Consider the following 19,075-nt stretch of genomic DNA (forward strand, 5'->3'; position numbering starts at 1 on the left):
CTGGGCTCTCTGCGCTGCTCGTTGAGGAAGGGGGCTCCGCGCTATCTTGTGCTGAAAATGAAGTGGAGCCTCAGAAGACGGCTACCGAGACGGCGTTGACGACTACGAGAACAGCCCCGGTTCCGAGAAGCAGACTGCTGTCTCTCTGTCTTCCCTCATAGACGTAGTACGCAGCCACGATGACGGCGGAAAGAGCCACGGAGTTCGACGACATGAGATTTAGGAGGTCGAGAAGTATTCCGAGACTGAAGAATATGACGACTCCCTGTAGGAGAACCACGAGCACGTTCTTCGAGGACTGATTCATTGTCGACATAGATGTCTATACGTTAGGATGACGCATAGGGCTGTCGAATACGATGAGTTTTCCTATCCCCTTACAGGGATCTTACCGAGCTGCACAGTCCTCTCGACTGTCTCACCGTCAGCGCGAGCCGTGACGTCCATCTGAGTGGGGGTCGAACCTCTCGGTATCTCCCACGTCGAGGTTACCTCTCGTGACTCACCAGGAGGCACAGTCACCGAGTCGCCACCCTGAGACTCCTGTCCGTCTGCGACCACGTTGCCCAGGGTGAGTTCGTAGTCGTCCTGTGTCGGGTTGTCGACGGCGACAGTAATGGTGAGGCTCCACGTATCCTCACCTCTCTCGATAACTCCCGACTCCAGAGTCTCGGTCTGTGGTGTCTCGGTCAGAACCTCGTCTCCTATTCCGACTAGGCGTTGTTCCTCACCCTCCTCCTCCAGCCACGGTATGTCAAAGAAATGCTTGCCGATGAGTCCTGAGAATGTGAGTATCTCGGTGAGTATGGGGATTCCTATACCGAGTCCTATCATTAGACGTATCAGGTTTCTTCTCTTCATAGATCCCTCAGCTCCTGTTGACAGAAAACCTGGTTGATTCTTTCCGTTGATCCTACTACGTTCATAGTAACACTTTGCTCGCTTTATTATTAAGCATTGTCACAACGCAAACGGCTGTATAGCTCTGTGACTCGACTTCGCTTCTGTAGTATGTGTCGAAAAAAGTACGGATAAGACCGGTTAAGCTATGGTCTGACCGGGATTGCTCCAGGCTGGAGCGGTCCGTCTGTTACCCAGCTCATCAGCGGTACTCCGTAGGCGAGTAGGACGAGTACGACTGCTATTGCTCCCCAGAGCTTGAGGTTGTCGAGTATGAGAGGACCGTCCTCGGGACCCGACAGGGGCTCGGGAATCGTGAAGTCGTGCTGAGCGGCGTCTATCCTACTTCCCGCGAAGACCGAAGCTACAAGGACAGCTATGAACGCGAACGCTGAGATGAAGAGGAATACTCCTCCTATCGCTAGCTGCCATCTGATCTCACTCATGTTTCCGAGAACGGCGTGGAAGTCGAAGAGCCTGTAAGTCGGCTCGGCGGTTCTCCTCGGAACTCCGGCGAGTCCAGCACGGTGCATCGCGTTCGACATGAAGGTCATTCCTATGAACCAGAGGTAGGGCTGAACCATGGCGAGACCCTTGAGGCTGAGATCCTTGCCCGTGAGCTGTGGGAAGAGCCAGTAGATGAGTCCCATCATCGTGAGCGTGACCGCACTACCGACTGTGAGATGGAAATGTCCGGGTACCCAGAGCGTGTTGTGAACGAGGTAGTTGAGGTTGAGCGCGGCGTTGACCATTCCGCTGAATCCACCCGCCGCGAAGAAGAGTCCGGCGAATGCCATCGCGGAGAACTGAGGCTTCTCCCACGGAAGTGCCTTGAGCCAGCCGAGTCTTCCGGTTCCGCCACGCTGTCTCGCTCCGTGCTCCATGCTCGCCACCGCGGTGAAGGCGGTGAGGAGGCTCGGGAGGAGGAGGAACATCGTGTTAGACATCACTACGTACTTGAAGCCGTTCGGAACACCCGGATCCATGTACTGATGGTGGAATCCGACGGGTGACGAAAGGAGAAGGAAGAGTATGAATACGACCCTTGCGAGCGGATCGCTGAAGAGACGTCCTCCCGACAGCTTCGGAAGTACGGTGTACCACGCGAGGTACGCGGGCATCAGCCAGAAGTAGACGATAGGATGCCCGGTCATCCAGAACAGGGTACGTGTCAGAAGCGGGTCGACCTGTGGTATGATCCCGAGCGACCACGGGAGGAGGAAGAAGAGAACCTCGATCGCGATACCGAGAGACGCGAGCTGCCAGAACATCATCGTCGTGACAGCGATAAACGTCTGGAGGGGTATGCGCTCGTCGGGGTTGTCCTTCTTCCAGTCCCAGAGTGCCGTGAAGTAGTCGAATCCGGCTAGCCAGCTCGCTATGACATACAGCGCTAGGCCTATGTAGAATATGGGATGTGCCTTGAGCGGGGCGTAGAAGGTGTAGAGGACGTCCGCCTGCATGTTGCCGAGTATCGGGACGTCACCCTTGATGAATCCCGCGAACATCGCTATCTCGGCGAGTATTATTCCGATCAGACCGAGTCTGATCCAGCCGCACGTGAACTTGGGATTACCGAGTGACCTGTCTAGGCTCCTCGGAACCGCCCACGTGAAAGTGCCGAGTATAGCGAGTATCGCCCAGAAGATCACCATGTTGACGCCGTGGATCGTCAGGTAGGTGTAGTAGTCTCCCGACGATATTATTCTTAGCTTATCTGTCCTGTGCAGCACCTGGAGAACGCCCATTATGGCTCCTATCCCCAGGGTGATTACTCCGACCACGAAGATTCGACGGACTGCCTTAGCCTCTGTAGGGAACTTGTCCTTGAAGAGTTCGTTCTGTCCTGTTGCCATACTTTATACCTCCGATGCGTTGAACTCCGACTTGGGAACCACGTTTAGCTTACCCTCCATCGTGTGGTGTCCCGAGCCGCAGTACTCGTTACATATTATGCCATACTCTCCAGGCTCTTCGAACCTTGTCGTCATCTTTCCTACCTGTCCGGGTATTACCATCGTGTTAACGTTAGTTCCGACTATCTCGAAGCCGTGTATGACGTCGGCGCTCGTGTAGTAGAACGTAATCTTCGAGTCGGTCGGTACTGTTATGGGCTGTGTCGTACCCGGCATAAAGAGGAACTGTCTCGCGAGGACGTTGACCTCGTAGTGGTTAGGTCCCACCTTATGTACACCGCGTCCCTGTGCCGAGAACCTCTCACTCTGTGTGACATTCGCGGGACTGATGGTTCCTCCGTTGTCACTCACCATCTTGATACCCGGACCGAGCGCGCCGTACGTAACGGTGGCTACGAGACCGACTATGAAGACGAGTGCGACCGCGAGCCATATTTTCTCATACTTGTGTATATCCATGTGTTATCACGCTCCTATTACTGAGGGTCTTCCGAGGAACTCCAGGAAGTACACCCAGATCCAGAGGAAGACCAGTATTAAGAAGTATATTGCTACGAGCGTTGCTGTGCCTGATGGCGTGAAGTCGTCGTGTCCCAGCTCGCGTTCGATCTCCTCCGAGCTCACGATACCACCCCCAAACTGTACTTGCGTCTGTGCAGCCGCATATCTAGTCTTTGACTAACTGATACTTAAATCCTCTAGTCTGTTTTCAGAGGCTGGGAAAAATGCTTAAGTATATGACACCCGACTCTAACTAGTAAACATGGTAAGTGCACGTATAGTGGCTGCACTCGCGCCAGTAGCTGCGGCTCTGTTAGGCATAGCATACGCAACAGGCACGTCGAGTCCTGCTACATACCTCTCGACAGTCAGCGTACTTCTCACGGGACTCAGCCTCTACCTGATGTTCGGTCCCACAGAGGCAGAGAAGAAGGGTCTCTCGACGCACTAAGATAAGACGAGAAGTGCGCTTTCTTCATAACCATAGCAGTCCTACCGAGAAAGCCTGATGCTAGGACTCACAATAGGGTCTGACGGCGTCGGCTTAGCGCTCTTCTTTCTCATAGGACTCCTGGGTGGTGCACACTGTCTAGGTATGTGTGGACCCCTCGTGATGCTGTACTCGTCGAGGATAGACGAGAAGAAGAGCCACGACGCTCTGACCTTCTACGAGATACGTCAGCACGCTCTGTTTAACCTCGGACGTACGGTTAGCTACGCCCTTATCGGTGCGGCGATGGGTGTTCTCGGCACCGTTTTCTTCTCGTTCGGCGAGATAGCCGACATAGGCGAGTGGTTTCAGGCAGCGACGGGTGTCGGAATAGGAGTTCTGATCGCAGTCTCAGGTGTGAGCTACGTCGTAGGAGGGTCGGGAGGAAGCTTCGACGTGACATCGACTACCGGAGGCGTCATAGGACGCGCACTCGGGGCTCTCAAGGAACGTATAGACGAGAGGGTACAGGGACCCGGCATACTCGTCTTAGGTATGTTACACGGTCTGCTTCCGTGTCCCATAATCTATCCCGCCTACTTCTACGCATTCGGAACGGGATCACCCGTCGAGGGCTTCGTATACCTCGCTGTTCTCGGACTCGGAACATTCCCGACACTCTTCGTCTACGGAACCTTCTTCCAGTCGCTCGGTGCCGAGAGACGCGCGAGCCTCCACAGGGTTCTCGGCGTCGTCTTCATAGTACTCGGATACATGACCTTCTCGATGGGTCTGAGCGCGATAGGTATCAGCCTCCCGAGCGTGATGCCGCCGTTCTATCAGCCTCTCCAGAGGTTCAGAAAGCTGTGTGAGCCGATTCTAAACTAAGCTAAAGGTGGTAATATCTCGAAAGTAAAGACAGAGACAGAAGAAGACTCCAACTCGTGTAGATGTACACTCTGTGACCTTCCGACTCCGGAGCCTCCGGTGACCGACGACGAGACGGAGGGCGAGTTCTGCTGCCGCGGCTGTCTCGAAGTCTACAAGGCTCTCGGAGACGTCGACCCCGACGAGGCGAGCGAAGAGCTAGTCGACGACGAGCCTGACGGTATCGAAGGAGCCGAGACCGAGTTCCTCTCTGTCGAGGGCATGCACTGTTCGGCGTGTGAGGCGTTCATAGAGTCGAACGCGGTCGAGAAGGAGGGAGTCAAGACAGCCGAGGCGAGCTACGCCACCGACATGGTGAAGATGAGCTACGACCCCGACGAGGTCACTCCCGACGATCTCCCCGGAGCCATAACCGGGATGGGGTACACGGCTCGGAGACAGGACGAGGAGGTCAGGGAAGACGAGAGGACGACACTCCTGGGACGTCTCTTGGTCGGAGGCTTCTTCGGAATGCTCGTGATGATGAGCTACGTCCTCTTCCTCTACCCCAAGTACCTCGGTCTCGACTCCCTCCTCTTGGAGAGCTTAGACACTAGCGCGGGAACCTACTTACTCGGGAATCTCTGGGTGATGACCTCGGTCGTCCTCTTCTACACGGGATTCCCGATACTCAGAGGGGCATACGTCAGCCTCAAGGCGGGACAGCCCAACATGGATCTCTTAGTCGCTCTCGCAGCCGTGAACGCTTACGTCTTCAGCAGTATCCGTCTCCTCTTAGGCGGCACAGACCTCTACTTCGACATCTCGGTTACTATCACACTCGCCGTAATGGTAGGCAACTACTACGAGGACACTGTGAAGAAGAGAGCGGTCGAGGGTCTCTCGGATCTCACCTCGATACAGGTCAACGAGGCGACTCTGAGGAGAGACGGCGACCAGGAGAAAGTAAACGTCGACGAACTCGAACCCGGCGACCAAGTCGTCGTCAAGCCGGGAGAGAGAATACCCGTCGACGGGGTCGTCTCCGAGGGGGTCGCGGCGGTAGACGAGTCGCTCATCACGGGGGAGTCGGTTCCCGTCACGAAGTCGGTGGGTGACGAGGTCGTCGGAGGTGCCGTAGTGACAGACGCAAGCCTCGTAGTCGAGGTCGGAGACGATGTCACGAGCACACTCGACAGACTCGTCAACCTACTCTGGGACATACAGTCGTCACGCACAGGCGTCCAGAGGCTCGCCGACAAGATAGCCGCCGTCTTCGTGCCTCTCGTCGTGACTATAGCCGTCGTCGTCTTCGTAGCCAACATCGTGATGAGATCGGCTCCGACCTCCGCCTTCCTGACGTCTCTCGCAGTACTCGTCGTCTCTTGTCCGTGTGCACTCGGTCTCGCCACGCCGCTCGCGGTCGCGTCGGGAGTACGTGAGTCACTCGACAAGGGAATAGTGATAGCAGACGGCTCCGTCTTCGAGGACGCGGACGAGGCGGACGTCGTAGCCTTCGACAAGACGGGTACTCTCACGACGGGAGAGATGACTGTCGCCGACGTCCACGCCGACAGCCCCGACGAGGTAGCCGAGAGGGCGTCGAGTGTAGAACAGTTCTCCGAACATCCGATAGCCGAGGCGGTCACCGAACACAGTAAGCCGAAGAGAGACGTCGAGGCGGACTCCTTCGAGCGTCACCCGGGCGAGGGGGTCAGCGGTGTCGTCGACACGGAGAGGGTCGCGGCGGGAAGCCAGGACCTCTTCGGAAGCCTCGGCTGGGAGATAAGGGACGAGGATAACAGCCGCGCCGACGAGGTCGAGAGTAACGGAAACGTCGCCGTATTCGTGGGATGGGACGGCGAGTCGAAGGGCGTCATAGAGATCGGAGACAGCCTCAGAGACGGCTGGAAGGACGTCCTCTCAGATCTGTCGGAGAGCCACGAGATAGTCGTCATAACCGGCGACTCGTCGGGCGACCGTCTGAGGAGACACGGCTTCATAGACGAGGTCTTCGCGGGAGTACCGCCGGAGGCTAAGGTCGAGACTGTCGAGAGACTCGACGGAACGAGCGTGATGGTCGGCGACGGAACCAACGACGCTCCCGCTCTCGCCACAGCCGACCTCGGAATAGGAATGGGAGGCGGAACCGCCGCGGCGACAGACGCAGCCGACGCCGTCGTGACGACTGACAGTCTCGAAGACCTCACGAGCATCTTCAGGATAACACGTTCGACACGGTCGAGGATAAGACAGAACCTGGGGTGGGCGTTCCTCTACAACATCATAGCCATACCCGTCGCCGCGCTCGGCTACATAAATCCGCTGTTCGCCGCGCTCGCTATGGCTGCTAGTTCGATAATAGTCGTGGTAAACTCGTCACGTTCGATGGACTGACTCAGCCGTGTCAGTCGCGGCTGTGAACCAGACGCGTCTCGAAGACGTAGTCGGAGTCGGCGTCTATCTCGACACAGACTCCCTCGAAGTCGGTGTGGTACTCACGTGTATTTCTGGCGTCAGACCTGACGTCTATCTCGACCTCGACGACGGATGCTTCGACTAGACGGTCGAGCTTACGGTAGGTCGTCGAAAGAGGTATTCCCGACTCGTCGGAGATCTCACCCGCTGTGAGACTCGACGGCGTGGCTCCTCCGTCGGTAGTCTCACGTATGACCGAGAGTATCTCACGGCAGTCGGGGTCGGTAAGAACATCGAGGACGTCCTGAACGCCTGCGCCTGTACGGCTGTAGTTGGGCATCCCGTTAAATGTAGAGTCGGCGGCGTAATGAGTTAAACGGTCAGTATATGGCTTTCAAGGCGCGTACCACAACACACGACACAACACACCGGTTGGCATAAGTCGTGAGAAGCCTTATCTGACCCAATGAAGAGAGTCCGAGTAAGAGGCATATACGCGACGGCACTTACGAAGCTGTTTCTCGACGAGGGACACGAGGTAGTAGACGTCTCGGAGGCGATAGACGGGAGGTTCGACGCCGACTTCGACGACGCGCGACCCGACGTCTCGGTCGAGACTACCTACGACTCACAGGGTCTGAGGCTGTCGGGAGACGGTGCCGACGAGGTAGCCGACACCGTCTCAGAGATTGGTGAAGACGTCTTCGTCTGGGAAGGAGCCGAGTCGGAGACAGAGATACACAACGCCGAGGTCGTGAGGACACGGAGAAGCGGTGCTGTAGTCTCATTACACGGAGGGGAGGGCTTTCTACCTTACTCGAACTCCGACGAACACATAGACGTGGGCGACAGGATAAGGGTAACTGTAGTCGACCCCGAGCCGCCGTGGTCACGCAGAAGGACCGAGGTCTCTGCGGGTATAGACGTCGAGGCGGAGAACGGCATACTCACGGTTTCGAGGGATGGATCGACGGAGTACGAGGGTCTCACAAGACGTGAGACCAACGAGGTTTCGAGGACGGCGGAGATGGTGGCTGCGTCACCTCCCGAAGGATGGGGAATGAGCTGGAAGTCGGAGGCGGCTGAGGCGGGGATAGAGGAGATACGCAACAGTATACGGAGATGCTCCGAGACGGCGGAGGAGATAGAGTCGGCAGTCTCGGAGGCTCCGAAGCCCGAGAACGCTTCGCCCCTTGAGATCTATGCCTCGGACTCCGAGACTGTCTGGATCTGGCTCGGACGTGACGCGCGTTTCGAACTCGACGCGGTTAGACACGAGGTCACGACGACCACCAAAGGACACCACAGGATAAAGGCAGGGTCGAGAGACGCGTCGACGGCGGTCGACTTCTTCGAGGCTGTTCACGGGAGACACGACGAGTTTCCGTTCGAGGGGATCGTCAAGGCGTTCGGACCCACAGAGGGCGACGAGGTCAACATCGTACACGGAAAGCCCGACGGCAGACGTATAGAGCTCGGAGACGCCGAGGTGGTATCCGTCGAATACGAGGATGAGTCCATCGTAGTCGAGAGACGGATGTCGGCAAGGGGAGACTACGACGAGCTTGACGTCGAGAAAGAGGAGGGAGACGTCGCAGTCACACGGTTCACCGAGGGAAGTCCCTACTATACGACCGTCTACAGAGACGAAGACGGCGACGAGAAGGGAACCTACGTCAATATCTCCACGGAGGTCGAGGTCTTCCCCGACAGGGTTAGATACGTCGATCTCCACGTCGACGTCGTGAGACGTAACGACGGGACGGTCGAGACAGTCGACGAGCCTCTTCTGCGCGAGTCGGTCGAGGAGGGACACGTCTCGGAGGAGTTAGCCGAGACAGCAGTCGAGGTCGCCGAGGAAGTAGAAGAGAAGATCAAAGACGGTGAAGAAGCCATACTGTAGTATGCGCGTGGTAAATATAGCCGAGGACGCTGAGGTGTTCACCTCGAACGCCTACCTCGTACTCGGTGACAGTAGTACCGACCTCGTAGACGTGGGCTCGTTTCCGGGAGCGACTGAGAAGATACGCGAGTACGCTGACGACATTGACTCCGTCTACCTCACACACGGACACTCCGACCATGTCGGTAACCTCGCCGAGGTAAGAGAGGAGTTCGACGCCGATCTCTACGCCTACGACTACTCGGGAGCCGAGGAAGTCGAAGACTGTGACGAGGTCGAGATAGGCGACGAGAGCTTCGAGGTCGTCTACACACCGGGGCACGCAGATGACCACGTGACTTTCGTGGGTGAGGAGACTGTCTTCAGCGGTGACGTCTTCGTCTACAACGACGGCGCGTACGACGACGGAAGCTTCGGCAGAACCGACATGGCGGGTCAGTCACGTGAGACTCTGATCGAGAGCCTGAGACGTGTGATCGACCGTCTTCCCGAGACCGCCGAAAGCCTCTATCCGGGACACGGCGACGAGTTCCACGGCGACATAAGTGAGGTAGTCGAGAGGGCACTCGAAAGAGCCGAGCGACGTGAGCCTAAGTACTAATGAGCCGACGGTAGATTCTTCGGCATCTTCTCAGGAGATCGAGACTTACGCTCTCGTCTGAGGTGTGTGCCTCGCCCCTCTCCGCCGCGCCACAGACTACACAGTCTGTGCCAGCGCGTGATAGCCAGCCTGCGTCTGTGGCGTGGGGCTTGACGACTGCGTCTGGATCTCGATCCGTCTCATCTGAGTCGGAGACTGCTTCGAGAACCGACGAGACGAAGTCGTCGTCGTCACACTCCATCGGTGGAACCTCCGAGACGAGGTCCGACTCCAGCCCCGAGACGGGTTCCAGACCCTCGGCAGTCGGCACGGTTCTCTCGTCGACCGTGAACCTACATGTCTCAGGTATGACGTTCGACGCGCCGTCAACGTTCGACTCGATACGTGTCACTGCGGCAGTTCCGGATACCTTCTCACCCGCGATCTCGACAGTCTCGAAGCCGTAGTTCCTTACCTCCTCGACGCCGGCGAGAGCCTCGTAGACAGCGTTGACAGCCTCGTCGGGCTGGCTAGCGTGTCCCGACTCTCCTCTCGCAGTCAGCTCCCACTCACGTCTTCCCCTGTGGGCGACTCCGACGTCGACGACCCCGGACGACGAGTAGCCCGTCGAGCCCTCGACGACGACAGCGCGGTCGGGTGAGACTCCGTTCTCTACTGCGTGTCTCGCGCCTATGCCGCCTTTCTCCTCTCCGACGAAGCTACACAGGAGAACCTCGGAGGACGGATCGGCGTCACCGAATCCGAGCATCGCGGCGGCGAGCGATCCCTTCATGTCGGCAGTCCCCCTGCCGTAGAGTCTTCCGTCTCTCTTATCGACGACGAAGCTTCCGTCCTCGACCTGACTCTCGTCAGGGGGCACGACGTCATGGTGTCCGACGAGTCCGAGGGACGGACTTCCCTCTCCCTTCCGAGCTATGACGTTTCCGACTGCGTCACGTTCTACTTCGGCGTCTGTCTCACGTCTGAGCCACGACTCGACTAAGTCGCCCGTCTCTTCCTCGCCGCAGTCGTCTCCAACACCGACGGTAACGAGACGTCTCGTGAGTCTCTCGACCTCGTCCATCTCGGTCTAACCCGCTTCTTCGACTGCGTCTTTTATCTCGTCGAAGTCGGGTAGTACGCTCGGATCGTCCGAGACCCATCTGTATACTACCTCTCGGTCGTCGATAACGAAGACGCTCCTCTTAGCTAAGCCGTGTAGCCCCGCGAGCTCCTCCATCCTGACGCCGTATTCGTCTATGACCTCCTTGTCGAAGTCACTGAGTAGAGGAAAGTTGAGATCGTTCTCGTCACGGAAGGCGTTGAGAGCGAAGGGCGTGTCGACGCTTACGCCGTAGACTTCGGCTCCGAGATCATCGAACTCCGAGAGCGAATCCCTCATCTCACACATCTCGTCGGTACAGACGGGTGTGAAAGCACCGGGGAAGAAGGCGAGGACGACAGTTCCGTCGGTGTCTTCGAGGTCGAACTCGCCGACATCTCCGTCAGCCATGGGTACTCTGAATCTCGGTGCTGTGTCTCCTTCTTGAGGCGGTGAGTCTGCCATACTCCCAAGACGAGCTACAGATACATAGGGTTAGGGTCGGTCAGTCCTTGAGTCCCCTCTTGAAGTCGACGACTACGCGGCGTATCAGAAGCCCGAGTATGAGAACGACTACGACGACTGTTCCTATCACGACGTAGTCGATGATGTTCATACTCCGTAGACGTCTCGGCGGAAGATAACTCTGTTGGGTCTTAGCCCGAGAGCTCTATGAGTGTCTCACGGCTTCGGCTTTCGAGACTCACGACCCCGCCCTCGTAGTCGCCGTCTTCTACTTCTATCTCGGCGTAGGTGGGAGGCGATCCCCGGGGACGCGTCGGACTTCCGGGGTTGAGAAGATCCACACTGCGAGACGAGAAAGACGGGGTGTGGGAGTGTCCGTAGACTACGAGGTCGGAGTCGGTCTCCATACCGGCGTACTCGAGTTCGTGTGACGACGAGATACGGTGTCCGTGGAGTACTCCAACGCGGAGCCCTTCGACCTCGAAGACACGTCTCCTCGGAAGGCTCGTCTTTAAGGCGTCGTCGTCGGCGTTTCCGTGTACAGCCACTAAGCTGTCGGAGTCGGAGACGAAGCCGTCGTAGACCTCCTCGGAGACGAAGTCGCCCGCGTGGACGACGTAGTCGGCGTCGTCGACCGGGACGGAGTGGTCGTACTCCCTGAGATGTGTGTCGGATGTGATGACTACCTTCTCCATACGTAGGGTTTTCCTCTCAAACAGTAAACCTAAACCTATTTCTCCGAAGGCGCACTACGCCTCCCGTGGAAGAGAAGCCCAAGCAAGAGAGCTTCGACCTCCGAGGTACTCTGTCGAGTCTCAGCGTGAGTGAGGGCGAGACACCCGACGGAGACACAGCTGTCGAGGTCGAGGGAGAGAGGCTATGTCTGAGGGGCGACTGGTCGGAGACCGCCGGGGTAGCCGAGGAGGGCGACGAGATACTCGTCACAGACGTAGCGAGAGACGGAAGAGGCGGATACACGACGACCACCGACTCGTACGTCGTCGTCGAGCCCGACTACCTCGTCAATGTCACGGATATCCGTTCGTGGGTCGAATGTCCGCGTCTCTACTACCTCAACAAGCTAACGGGAGTACCGCTTAAGTACGAGGTGATACGTGGTACTGTCGTACACAGAGTCTTCGGAGACCTTCTTAGGGGCGTCGATCTCGAAGACGCAGTCGAAGACAGGGTCGAGGAAGTCGGTCTCGAACTCGGTCTCCTCGGACGTGACGCGGGAGAGGTGAAACGGGAGGTCGAGGAGCACGCCCGCGGCATAGAGTCGTGGCTCGAACAGACAGCACTCGTCGACGACTCGTGGAGGAGCGAGAAGACGCTTCTGAGCGAGAAGTTCGGCATCAAGGGGAGATCCGACGCCGTGAGACGCGGAACCCCCGTCGAGCTAAAGACGGGGAAGAACAGTTCGGGAGACGCGCGGTTCAAGGACAAGGTACAGGCGGCTTCTTACTGTCTTCTTCTGAGGGAGAAGGGCAGAGAAGTCGACTCGGCGACAGTCCTCTACACGCGAAACGCCGCACGCAACGAGCCCGTCGCAAGAGACTTCCGTGTCACGAAGGGACTTCTCGACTTTGTGGTGAGGACGAGGAACGAGATAGCCGCCGCCGAGAAACGGAACAAGTCTCCGACGGGAGAGACGTCGAACCTGCGGTGTAGCTCGTGTTTCGAGCAAGACACATGTATGGTAGTCTCGGGAAAGCTCGACCAGGAGTCGAAGGCGGGTAAGATAGGCGAGCCGCTCCCCGAAAACGAGAGGGATTACTTCGAGGAGGTTACGTCGTTCATAGAGAAAGAGAGACAGTCGGTACACGACGAGTTCGCTAAGCTCTGGAGACAGTCTCCCGAGGAGAGGGCTGAAGACGACCGCGCGCTCGTCGACCTCAAACCCGTGGGAAAGTCGGAGGTAGGGGGTAAGTGGGAGCTAAGAGCCGAGAGACTCTCGGACGGCGTCTCGAAGATACGTGAGGGTGACACCGTATTAGCGAGCGACGGCGACCCTATACGTGGAGACGCCGAGATAGGACGTGTCGAGAGGCTCGGCGAGGAGGTCGTCGTGACCACAGACGAGCCCGTAGACCTCAGACGGATAGACGTCTATCCCTCGGAGATAAACGTCGACCGTCTCCTCAACTCCCTCCACGACTTCGTCCTCAAGTCGGAGCCGAGGAAGAAGAAGGTCTTTCTTGGAGACGCAGACCCCGGCTTCGACGACTCGTGGGAGGAGTACGTCCCGAACAACGAGAGACAGAACGAGGCTGTCAACCTGGGCGTCAACGCGCGTGACCTCGCTGTAATACACGGTCCTCCGGGGACGGGAAAGACCTACACGATAGCACATCTCGTGCGCGCTCTCGTGAGAGACGGTCAGAGGGTACTCGTCTCGGCACTCACCAACCGCGCCGTCGACAACGTACTCGAAGCAGTCGAGGAACAGGGCTACGACGGCTTCGTGCGTTTCGGCACCGAGTCGGGAGTCACAGACTCGATGACGGAGTACAGGGTAGAACACAGAGGAGACCCCGACGAGAGGGCGGAGGAGCTTCTACGTGCCGACGTCGTGGGGGCGACCACGTCGTCGTGTTCTTCGCGCGTTATGAGGGAACAGGAGTTCGACGTCGCAGTCGTCGACGAGGCGTCTCAGCTTACCGAACCCGAGACGCTCGCAGCCGTGAGCTTAGCCGAGAAGTTCGTCCTCGTAGGCGACCACCACCAGCTACCGCCCGTGACAGCCGACGGAGCACCCTCGGCTTTCGAACGTCTAACCGAGACGTACCCCGAGGCGACAGTGATGCTCGACCGCCAGTACAGGATGTCACAGAGGATACAGGCGTACTCGTCACGTGAGTTCTACGACGGAGGTCTTTATCCCGCACACCGCGAGGTGGCGGCACAGTCGCCCGAAGATATAGACGGTGTCGACCCCGGGAGTCTCCCCGACGAGATACAGAGTCCCGTCTCGTTCGTGAACGTCGAAGGCGAACAGGAAGGAAACACGAACACGGAAGAGGCGGACAAAGTAGCGCGTATCGTCGACGGTCTCTTAGACGCCGGCGTCGACGGTTCCGACATAGGTGTGATAGCCCCCTTCAGGGCACAGGTCGCCGCGATAAAACCCAGGGTAGACGGCTCGGTAGCAGTCGACACAGTCGACAGGTTCCAGGGTTCGAGCAAGGAAGTCGTCGTCGTCTCTTTCGTCGCGACGGGGAGCCTCGAAAGCCCAGTCTTCGATGACTACAGACGTCTCAACGTAGCTCTGACACGTGCGAAGAAGTCGCTCGTCCTAGTCGGCGACGAGTCGGCTCTGCGTGACGACGGTCTCTACTCACGCATGGTCGAGTGGGCGGACAGGTCTTACTCAGATTAATAGGTCTCAGACTCCGTACCGTAATTCTTATTATATCTGTAGAGTAATTTAATATAAAATGAGATCGAGACTCGGATACATAGGACTCGTAAGCCTTGTGGCTCTGTCGGCTCTCGGAGCCGCGAGCGGGATGTGGAAGCTGATAGGAATTTCGTGGGTAGCCTTCGGAATAATGGTGGTCGGCGGCTTCATATCCGAGAGGAGCGACACCACAGATCCCATGAACTTGGTCTGGGGTTATGGGCTCTCAGGAGGAGCGATGGTCACGAGTGCGTCGATATTCCTTGTCTCGTCGGCTATAAACCACGACCCCATCTACGGAGGTATCGGAATTGCCTCCGGAATAATCGGCGGCTACGCGGGGCACAACATAAGACACAGGCTCGCCCACGTCGACCTACCCGTCGAACGCACTACAGCAGAGATCTCGGTGCATTCGGTCTCGGCGGGCGTCATAATAGGCATAGTCTACGGAAACATGCCGTCCCTCGGACCTCTCCTGGGTCTCTCGATAGTCTCACACAAGGGTCCCGCGGGGTATGCGGTCGCCCACCGTCTGAGGGAGGCGGATCTCCCAGTCTCGGCTCTGATGCTTCCGGCGTCGGGGGTCGGAATAGCCGGAATAATATCGGGCTTTCTCAGTCTGCCTAACATACCCGAGGTAAACGGTCTCGTCTTCGGCTTCGCCTCGGGGATATTCCTACACGCAGCGATGGACTTCCTCCCACCGTGTGAGACGGAGGGCGAGATATACGAGGTCGCCGCAGCACGCGGAAAGGGACACGAGTACCTCGACAAGCTACGTGACCACGCCCTGATAAGCACAGTTATAGGAGGAGTCGTCGTCCTACTCGGACGTCTCGTCTTAGGCTAAATCTTATCGACTTCCACTTCTAACCTCTATCTTGACGCGCCCGCTCGTGGCTGACCTCAGACGGTCGTAGAGTTCCTCGGTCGACTCAACGGGGACGCGAACCTCGAAGGTCACCGTCTCGGCGTACTCGGCTTCGTAGTCGGAGTCGAACCCCGACGAGTCGAGAACAGAGTTGACGTCTCCCAAGTCGTCGTATCCGACCTCAACGACGGCTGTCTGACGCGGCTTTTCGTCGACTGTGTCGGCTTTTTCGAGACTGTCCTTGACTGCCTTGGTGTACGCCCTCACGAGACCGCCGTATCCTAACTTGGTTCCTCCGTAGTACCTCGTGACCACAGCGACGACGTTACGTAGATCCTCTTTTTGGAGGACGTTGAGGACGGGCTTTCCCGCAGAACCCGAGGGCTCGCCGTCGTCGTCGTACTTCTCACGGACGGGATCGTTCGGATCGACACGGTACGCCGAGACGTTGTGTGTCGCGTCGGGATGTCTCTCCTCGACCGTCTCGACGAACTCCTCGGCGGAGTCGACAGTCTCGGCACGCGAGACGTGTCCTATGAACTCCGATCCGTCCACCTCGAAAGACGAGGCGACCGTGTCGTCTCCTACCGTCGTGTAGGTCATCTTTTCTTTATTTCGAGGCTTCGAACTAAGATCTGTCCGTTCACACGACGGACAAGTCTTAATATAATACGCTCGTAATACTCTGGTATGTCTAACGCCGACGCCAACCCAGACCGAGGGGATCCCGAGATGACGACTATTACCTTGAAGATTCCTCAGGCTTTTCTCGACGACCTCGATGCGACTTGGCGCGCTGAGGACTTCCCGTCACGGAGTGAGTTCATACGTTGGGCACTCCGTGACGCTGTGATGCATCCCGAGTTCTCACGCGCAGGCTGGAAAGACATCGCTCTCAGCGAACACCAGCGACGAACCGGGGAAGGACATACCTACAGTAGCGACGAAATCCGGGGCGAAACCGACGGTTCAGATGACACCGAGTGAGAACTGGGAATGGAGCTTACAAGCCGGGCGACGACTGATGGTGTTAAAACCGAAGACATTTGACCCTCGCGCGACTATGTCAAACATACCCACGTTATTATGAACGAAGTACGTCTAGAAGTCGAGAAGGCATACCCTAACGACTCGGGGAGAGGAATTGCTCGTCTCGATCCGGATACTCTGCTACATCTCAAGCTAAGCCCGGGAGACATAATCGAGATAGAGGGCAACGACACCACGGCGGCGAAGGTCTGGCGTGCCGACCGTCAGGACTGGAACACCGACTCGGTACGTATAGACGGATTCACGCGTCAGAACGCCGACGTCGGCATAGGTGAGCGTGTCAGTATACGTAAGGCTGAGACGGAGGACGCCGACAAGGTGGTTCTCGCGCCGCCCGAGGAAGCGAGTGTCCAGTTCGGAAGCGACGCCTCGGGGATGGTGAAGAGACAGATACTCAAACGTCCCGTCGTTGAGGACGACGTAGTTCCGGTTATGAGCTCGACGAACCATCCCTTCATGAGCTCGCCGGGGCAGGCTGTCCCTCTCATAGCCGTCGAGACGGAGCCCGAAGGTATCGTGATGATCACCGAGGACACCGAGATAGAGCTGAGGGAGAAGCCCGTCCACGGATTCGAGTCGCGCGCGAGCGGAATCACCTACGAGGACATAGGAGGTCTGAGCGAGGAGATACAGCGCGTGAGGGAGATGATAGAGCTCCCGATGAAACATCCTCAGATATTCCAGAAGCTCGGAGTCGAGCCGCCGAAGGGTGTTTTACTACACGGTCCGCCGGGTACCGGAAAGACACTGATGGCGAAGGCTGTCGCCAACGAGACGGGCGCGGAGTTCTTCTCGATAGCGGGACCCGAGATAATCTCGAAGTACTACGGTGAGTCGGAACAGCAGCTAAGAGAGATATTCGAGGAGGCGCGCGAGGAGTCGCCCTCGATAATCTTCATAGACGAACTCGACTCGATAGCCCCGAAGAGGGAGGAGGTCACGGGAGAGGTCGAGAGACGTGTCGTCGCACAGCTTCTCACGATGATGGACGGCTTAGAGGAGAGGGGACAGGTAGTCGTGATAGGAGCGACCAACCGTGTCGACTCGATAGACCCCGCTCTCCGACGTCCCGGAAGGTTCGACCGTGAGATAGAGATCGGAGTCCCGGGACACGAGGACAGGAAGGAGATACTCCAGATACATACCCGGGGAATGCCTCTCTCCGACGACTTCGACCTCGACGAGTTCGCCGACGACACACACGGCTTCGTAGGGGCGGACATAGAGTCTCTCGCGAAGGAGGGCGCGATGAAGTCACTCCGGCGTTACCTCCCCAAGATAGACCTCGAAGCCGAGGAGCTCCCTCCCGAGCTCATAGACAGGATGGTCGTCAAGTCCGACGACTTCAAGGGCGCGCTCAAGGAGATAGAGCCGAGTGCGATGAGGGAGGTGATGGTCGAGCTTCCCGAGGTGACGTGGGATCAGGTCGGAGGTCTCCAGGAACCGAGAAGGGAGGTCAAGGAGGCTATAGAGTGGCCTCTCAACTCGCCCGAGAAGTTCGAGAGGATGGGTATCAACCCGCCGAAGGGGATTCTCCTCTACGGACCGCCCGGTACGGGTAAGACACTCATAGCGAAGGCTGTCGCCAACGAGACGGGGGCGAACTTCATCTCGGTACGGGGTCCTCAGCTACTCTCGAAATGGGTGGGTGAGTCGGAGAAGGCTATACGTCAGACATTCAGGAAGGCACGCCAGGTAGCACCGTGTGTCATCTTCTTCGACGAACTCGACTCGCTCGCGCCGTCGCGTCAGACCGACACGGGCACCAAGGTCAGCGAACGCGTCGTCAACCAGCTTCTGACGGAGCTCGACGGACTCGAAGAGCTTGAGGACGTCATGGTGATCGCGGCTACCAACCGTCCCGACATGATCGATCCCGCGCTACTGCGGTCGGGGAGGTTCGACAGGCTCGTACTCCTCGGATCGCCCGACGCCGACGGAAGGAAGGAGATCTTCAACATACACACACGCGACTCTCCGCTCTCCGACGACGTCGACCTCGAAGATCTCGCGGGACTCACCGACGGATACGTGGGTAGTGACATAGAGGCGATAGCGAGGGAGGCGGCACTCATAGCACTCCGTGAGGACGAGGAAGCCGAGGAGATAAAGATGGAGCACTTCCGCGAGGCACTCAACAAGGTACGTCCGACGATCACCGACGACATACGTGAGTACTACGAACAGATGAAGGAGGAGTTCGAGGGTAGCAAGCAGGCAGTGACGGGAAGACGTGAGTCTCAGATCGGCTTCCGGTAGGCTACTGTAGTACGCGGCTTATCGGTATTCTTTTATCCCATACGGCTCTATCTGTTAACGCAAGTGGCCGGGATGGGGTAGTGGTTATCCTTTGGCCCTGTGGAGGCCAAGACCCGGGTTCAATTCTCGGTCCCGGCCCTTTGATTTGTGAAGTCGAATACTACTCCTGTGGGTTCTGGGTACTGATACCCTGAGCCTCGGCTACTCTGTTCAGCTCTCTGTCCGCGGATACGAACCATAGGTCTTCTCGATTCACTGTCAGTGCTGCAGAGAGCTGTAGACTATCGAGTGTTCTGAGATCCTCTGTAAGAATTAGACTAAACGAATACTCTGTAAGAGACTCTTCGAGAGGTAATATGAGGAAGTTTTCGAGAGCTTCCTCGAAAAAGGCAGAGAGTAGTTGATTCATT

The 19,075-nt window shown here is 57.6% G+C and carries 20 protein-coding genes and 1 tRNA gene; 10 read left to right on the plus strand and 11 right to left on the minus strand.

Annotated elements, in window-relative coordinates; genetic code table 11:
* Window positions 1–70 precede the first annotated feature (70 nt).
* From SV253_09170 to SV253_09190, 5 genes are all read right to left on the minus strand, one after another.
* Complete coding sequence (locus tag SV253_09170) at window positions 71–316, minus strand: hypothetical protein (protein ID MDY6776222.1); 246 nt, start codon at window positions 314–316, stop codon at window positions 71–73.
* Window positions 317–369: 53 nt separating this feature from the next.
* Window positions 370–861: a hypothetical protein gene (locus tag SV253_09175; GenBank protein MDY6776223.1), complete on the minus strand. Its 492-nt coding sequence runs from the start codon at window positions 859–861 to the stop codon at window positions 370–372.
* A 185-nt stretch (window positions 862–1,046) separates the two neighbouring features.
* The gene (locus SV253_09180; protein MDY6776224.1) at window positions 1,047–2,756 is read right to left on the minus strand and encodes a b(o/a)3-type cytochrome-c oxidase subunit 1; all 1,710 of its coding nucleotides are present in this window, start codon (window positions 2,754–2,756) and stop codon (window positions 1,047–1,049) included.
* Window positions 2,757–2,759: 3 nt separating this feature from the next.
* A complete protein-coding gene (locus SV253_09185; GenBank protein ID MDY6776225.1) occupies window positions 2,760–3,275 on the minus strand; it encodes a cytochrome c oxidase subunit II in 516 nt (171 codons plus the stop codon).
* 6 nt (window positions 3,276–3,281) lie between these two features.
* Window positions 3,282–3,440 carry a hypothetical protein gene (locus tag SV253_09190; GenBank protein MDY6776226.1) on the minus strand — a complete coding sequence of 53 codons (159 nt, stop codon included), beginning with the start codon at window positions 3,438–3,440 and terminating at the stop codon, window positions 3,282–3,284.
* A gap of 139 nt (window positions 3,441–3,579) precedes the next feature.
* Between SV253_09190 and SV253_09195 the strand changes: the two genes are divergently transcribed.
* From SV253_09195 to SV253_09205, 3 genes are all read left to right on the plus strand, one after another.
* Window positions 3,580–3,768, plus strand: a complete 189-nt coding sequence (locus SV253_09195; protein MDY6776227.1) for a hypothetical protein — start codon at window positions 3,580–3,582, stop codon at window positions 3,766–3,768.
* Between the two features lie 57 nt (window positions 3,769–3,825).
* Entirely contained in the window at window positions 3,826–4,635 is an 810-nt protein-coding gene (locus SV253_09200) for a sulfite exporter TauE/SafE family protein (GenBank protein MDY6776228.1), read from the plus strand.
* 99 nt (window positions 4,636–4,734) lie between these two features.
* On the plus strand, window positions 4,735–7,011 hold the full coding sequence (locus tag SV253_09205; protein MDY6776229.1) for a cation-translocating P-type ATPase: 2,277 nt from the start codon (window positions 4,735–4,737) through the stop codon (window positions 7,009–7,011).
* Window positions 7,012–7,021: 10 nt separating this feature from the next.
* Here SV253_09205 and SV253_09210 read toward each other — a convergent pair whose 3' ends face one another.
* Window positions 7,022–7,372 (minus strand): helix-turn-helix domain-containing protein, encoded by a 351-nt coding sequence (locus SV253_09210; protein MDY6776230.1) that lies wholly within the window; start codon window positions 7,370–7,372, stop codon window positions 7,022–7,024.
* 126 nt (window positions 7,373–7,498) lie between these two features.
* On the opposite strand from SV253_09210, the gene SV253_09215 reads away from it, so the two are divergent.
* Both SV253_09215 and SV253_09220 read left to right on the plus strand, forming a co-directional pair.
* The gene (locus tag SV253_09215) at window positions 7,499–8,935 is read left to right on the plus strand and encodes a DUF402 domain-containing protein (GenBank protein MDY6776231.1); all 1,437 of its coding nucleotides are present in this window, start codon (window positions 7,499–7,501) and stop codon (window positions 8,933–8,935) included.
* A 1-nt stretch (window position 8,936) separates the two neighbouring features.
* Window positions 8,937–9,536 carry an MBL fold metallo-hydrolase gene (locus SV253_09220; GenBank protein MDY6776232.1) on the plus strand — a complete coding sequence of 200 codons (600 nt, stop codon included), beginning with the start codon at window positions 8,937–8,939 and terminating at the stop codon, window positions 9,534–9,536.
* Here the strand turns inward: SV253_09220 and SV253_09225 are convergent.
* The 3 genes from SV253_09225 to SV253_09235 all read right to left on the minus strand — a co-directional run bounded on the left by SV253_09225 (window position 9,526) and on the right by SV253_09235 (window position 11,777).
* Window positions 9,526–10,599: a M20/M25/M40 family metallo-hydrolase gene (locus SV253_09225; protein MDY6776233.1), complete on the minus strand. Its 1,074-nt coding sequence runs from the start codon at window positions 10,597–10,599 to the stop codon at window positions 9,526–9,528. The genes SV253_09220 and SV253_09225 overlap by 11 nt on opposite strands.
* Before the next feature lie 6 nt (window positions 10,600–10,605).
* Window positions 10,606–11,082, minus strand: a complete 477-nt coding sequence (locus SV253_09230; protein MDY6776234.1) for a redoxin domain-containing protein — start codon at window positions 11,080–11,082, stop codon at window positions 10,606–10,608.
* Window positions 11,083–11,273: 191 nt separating this feature from the next.
* Window positions 11,274–11,777 carry a metallophosphoesterase gene (locus tag SV253_09235; protein ID MDY6776235.1) on the minus strand — a complete coding sequence of 168 codons (504 nt, stop codon included), beginning with the start codon at window positions 11,775–11,777 and terminating at the stop codon, window positions 11,274–11,276.
* A gap of 125 nt (window positions 11,778–11,902) precedes the next feature.
* Between SV253_09235 and SV253_09240 the strand changes: the two genes are divergently transcribed.
* Together SV253_09240 and SV253_09245 are read left to right on the plus strand one after the other, a co-directional pair.
* Window positions 11,903–14,461, plus strand: coding sequence for an AAA domain-containing protein (locus tag SV253_09240; GenBank protein MDY6776236.1), 2,559 nt, complete (start codon window positions 11,903–11,905; stop codon window positions 14,459–14,461).
* A gap of 58 nt (window positions 14,462–14,519) precedes the next feature.
* The gene (locus SV253_09245) at window positions 14,520–15,335 is read left to right on the plus strand and encodes a ZIP family metal transporter (GenBank protein ID MDY6776237.1); all 816 of its coding nucleotides are present in this window, start codon (window positions 14,520–14,522) and stop codon (window positions 15,333–15,335) included.
* A 3-nt stretch (window positions 15,336–15,338) separates the two neighbouring features.
* On the opposite strand, the gene SV253_09250 is transcribed toward SV253_09245, so the two are convergent.
* Window positions 15,339–15,959 carry a YigZ family protein gene (locus SV253_09250; GenBank protein ID MDY6776238.1) on the minus strand — a complete coding sequence of 207 codons (621 nt, stop codon included), beginning with the start codon at window positions 15,957–15,959 and terminating at the stop codon, window positions 15,339–15,341.
* 87 nt (window positions 15,960–16,046) lie between these two features.
* On the opposite strand from SV253_09250, the gene SV253_09255 reads away from it, so the two are divergent.
* The 3 genes from SV253_09255 (at window position 16,047) to SV253_09265 (ending at window position 18,803) form a co-directional block, all read left to right on the plus strand.
* On the plus strand, window positions 16,047–16,343 hold the full coding sequence (locus SV253_09255; protein MDY6776239.1) for a ribbon-helix-helix domain-containing protein: 297 nt from the start codon (window positions 16,047–16,049) through the stop codon (window positions 16,341–16,343).
* A gap of 99 nt (window positions 16,344–16,442) precedes the next feature.
* The gene (locus tag SV253_09260) at window positions 16,443–18,665 is read left to right on the plus strand and encodes a CDC48 family AAA ATPase (protein MDY6776240.1); all 2,223 of its coding nucleotides are present in this window, start codon (window positions 16,443–16,445) and stop codon (window positions 18,663–18,665) included.
* Window positions 18,666–18,731: 66 nt separating this feature from the next.
* Window positions 18,732–18,803, plus strand: a tRNA-His gene (locus SV253_09265).
* Between the two features lie 22 nt (window positions 18,804–18,825).
* On the opposite strand, the gene SV253_09270 is transcribed toward SV253_09265, so the two are convergent.
* Window positions 18,826–19,075, minus strand: a 250-nt coding sequence (locus SV253_09270) for a type II toxin-antitoxin system VapC family toxin (protein ID MDY6776241.1), incomplete at its 5' end; no start/stop codon positions are given.

The sequence above is a fragment of the Candidatus Afararchaeum irisae genome, from assembly GCA_034190545.1.
In the GTDB taxonomy this organism is placed as follows: Archaea; Halobacteriota; Halobacteria; order Halobacteriales; family Afararchaeaceae; genus Afararchaeum; species Afararchaeum irisae.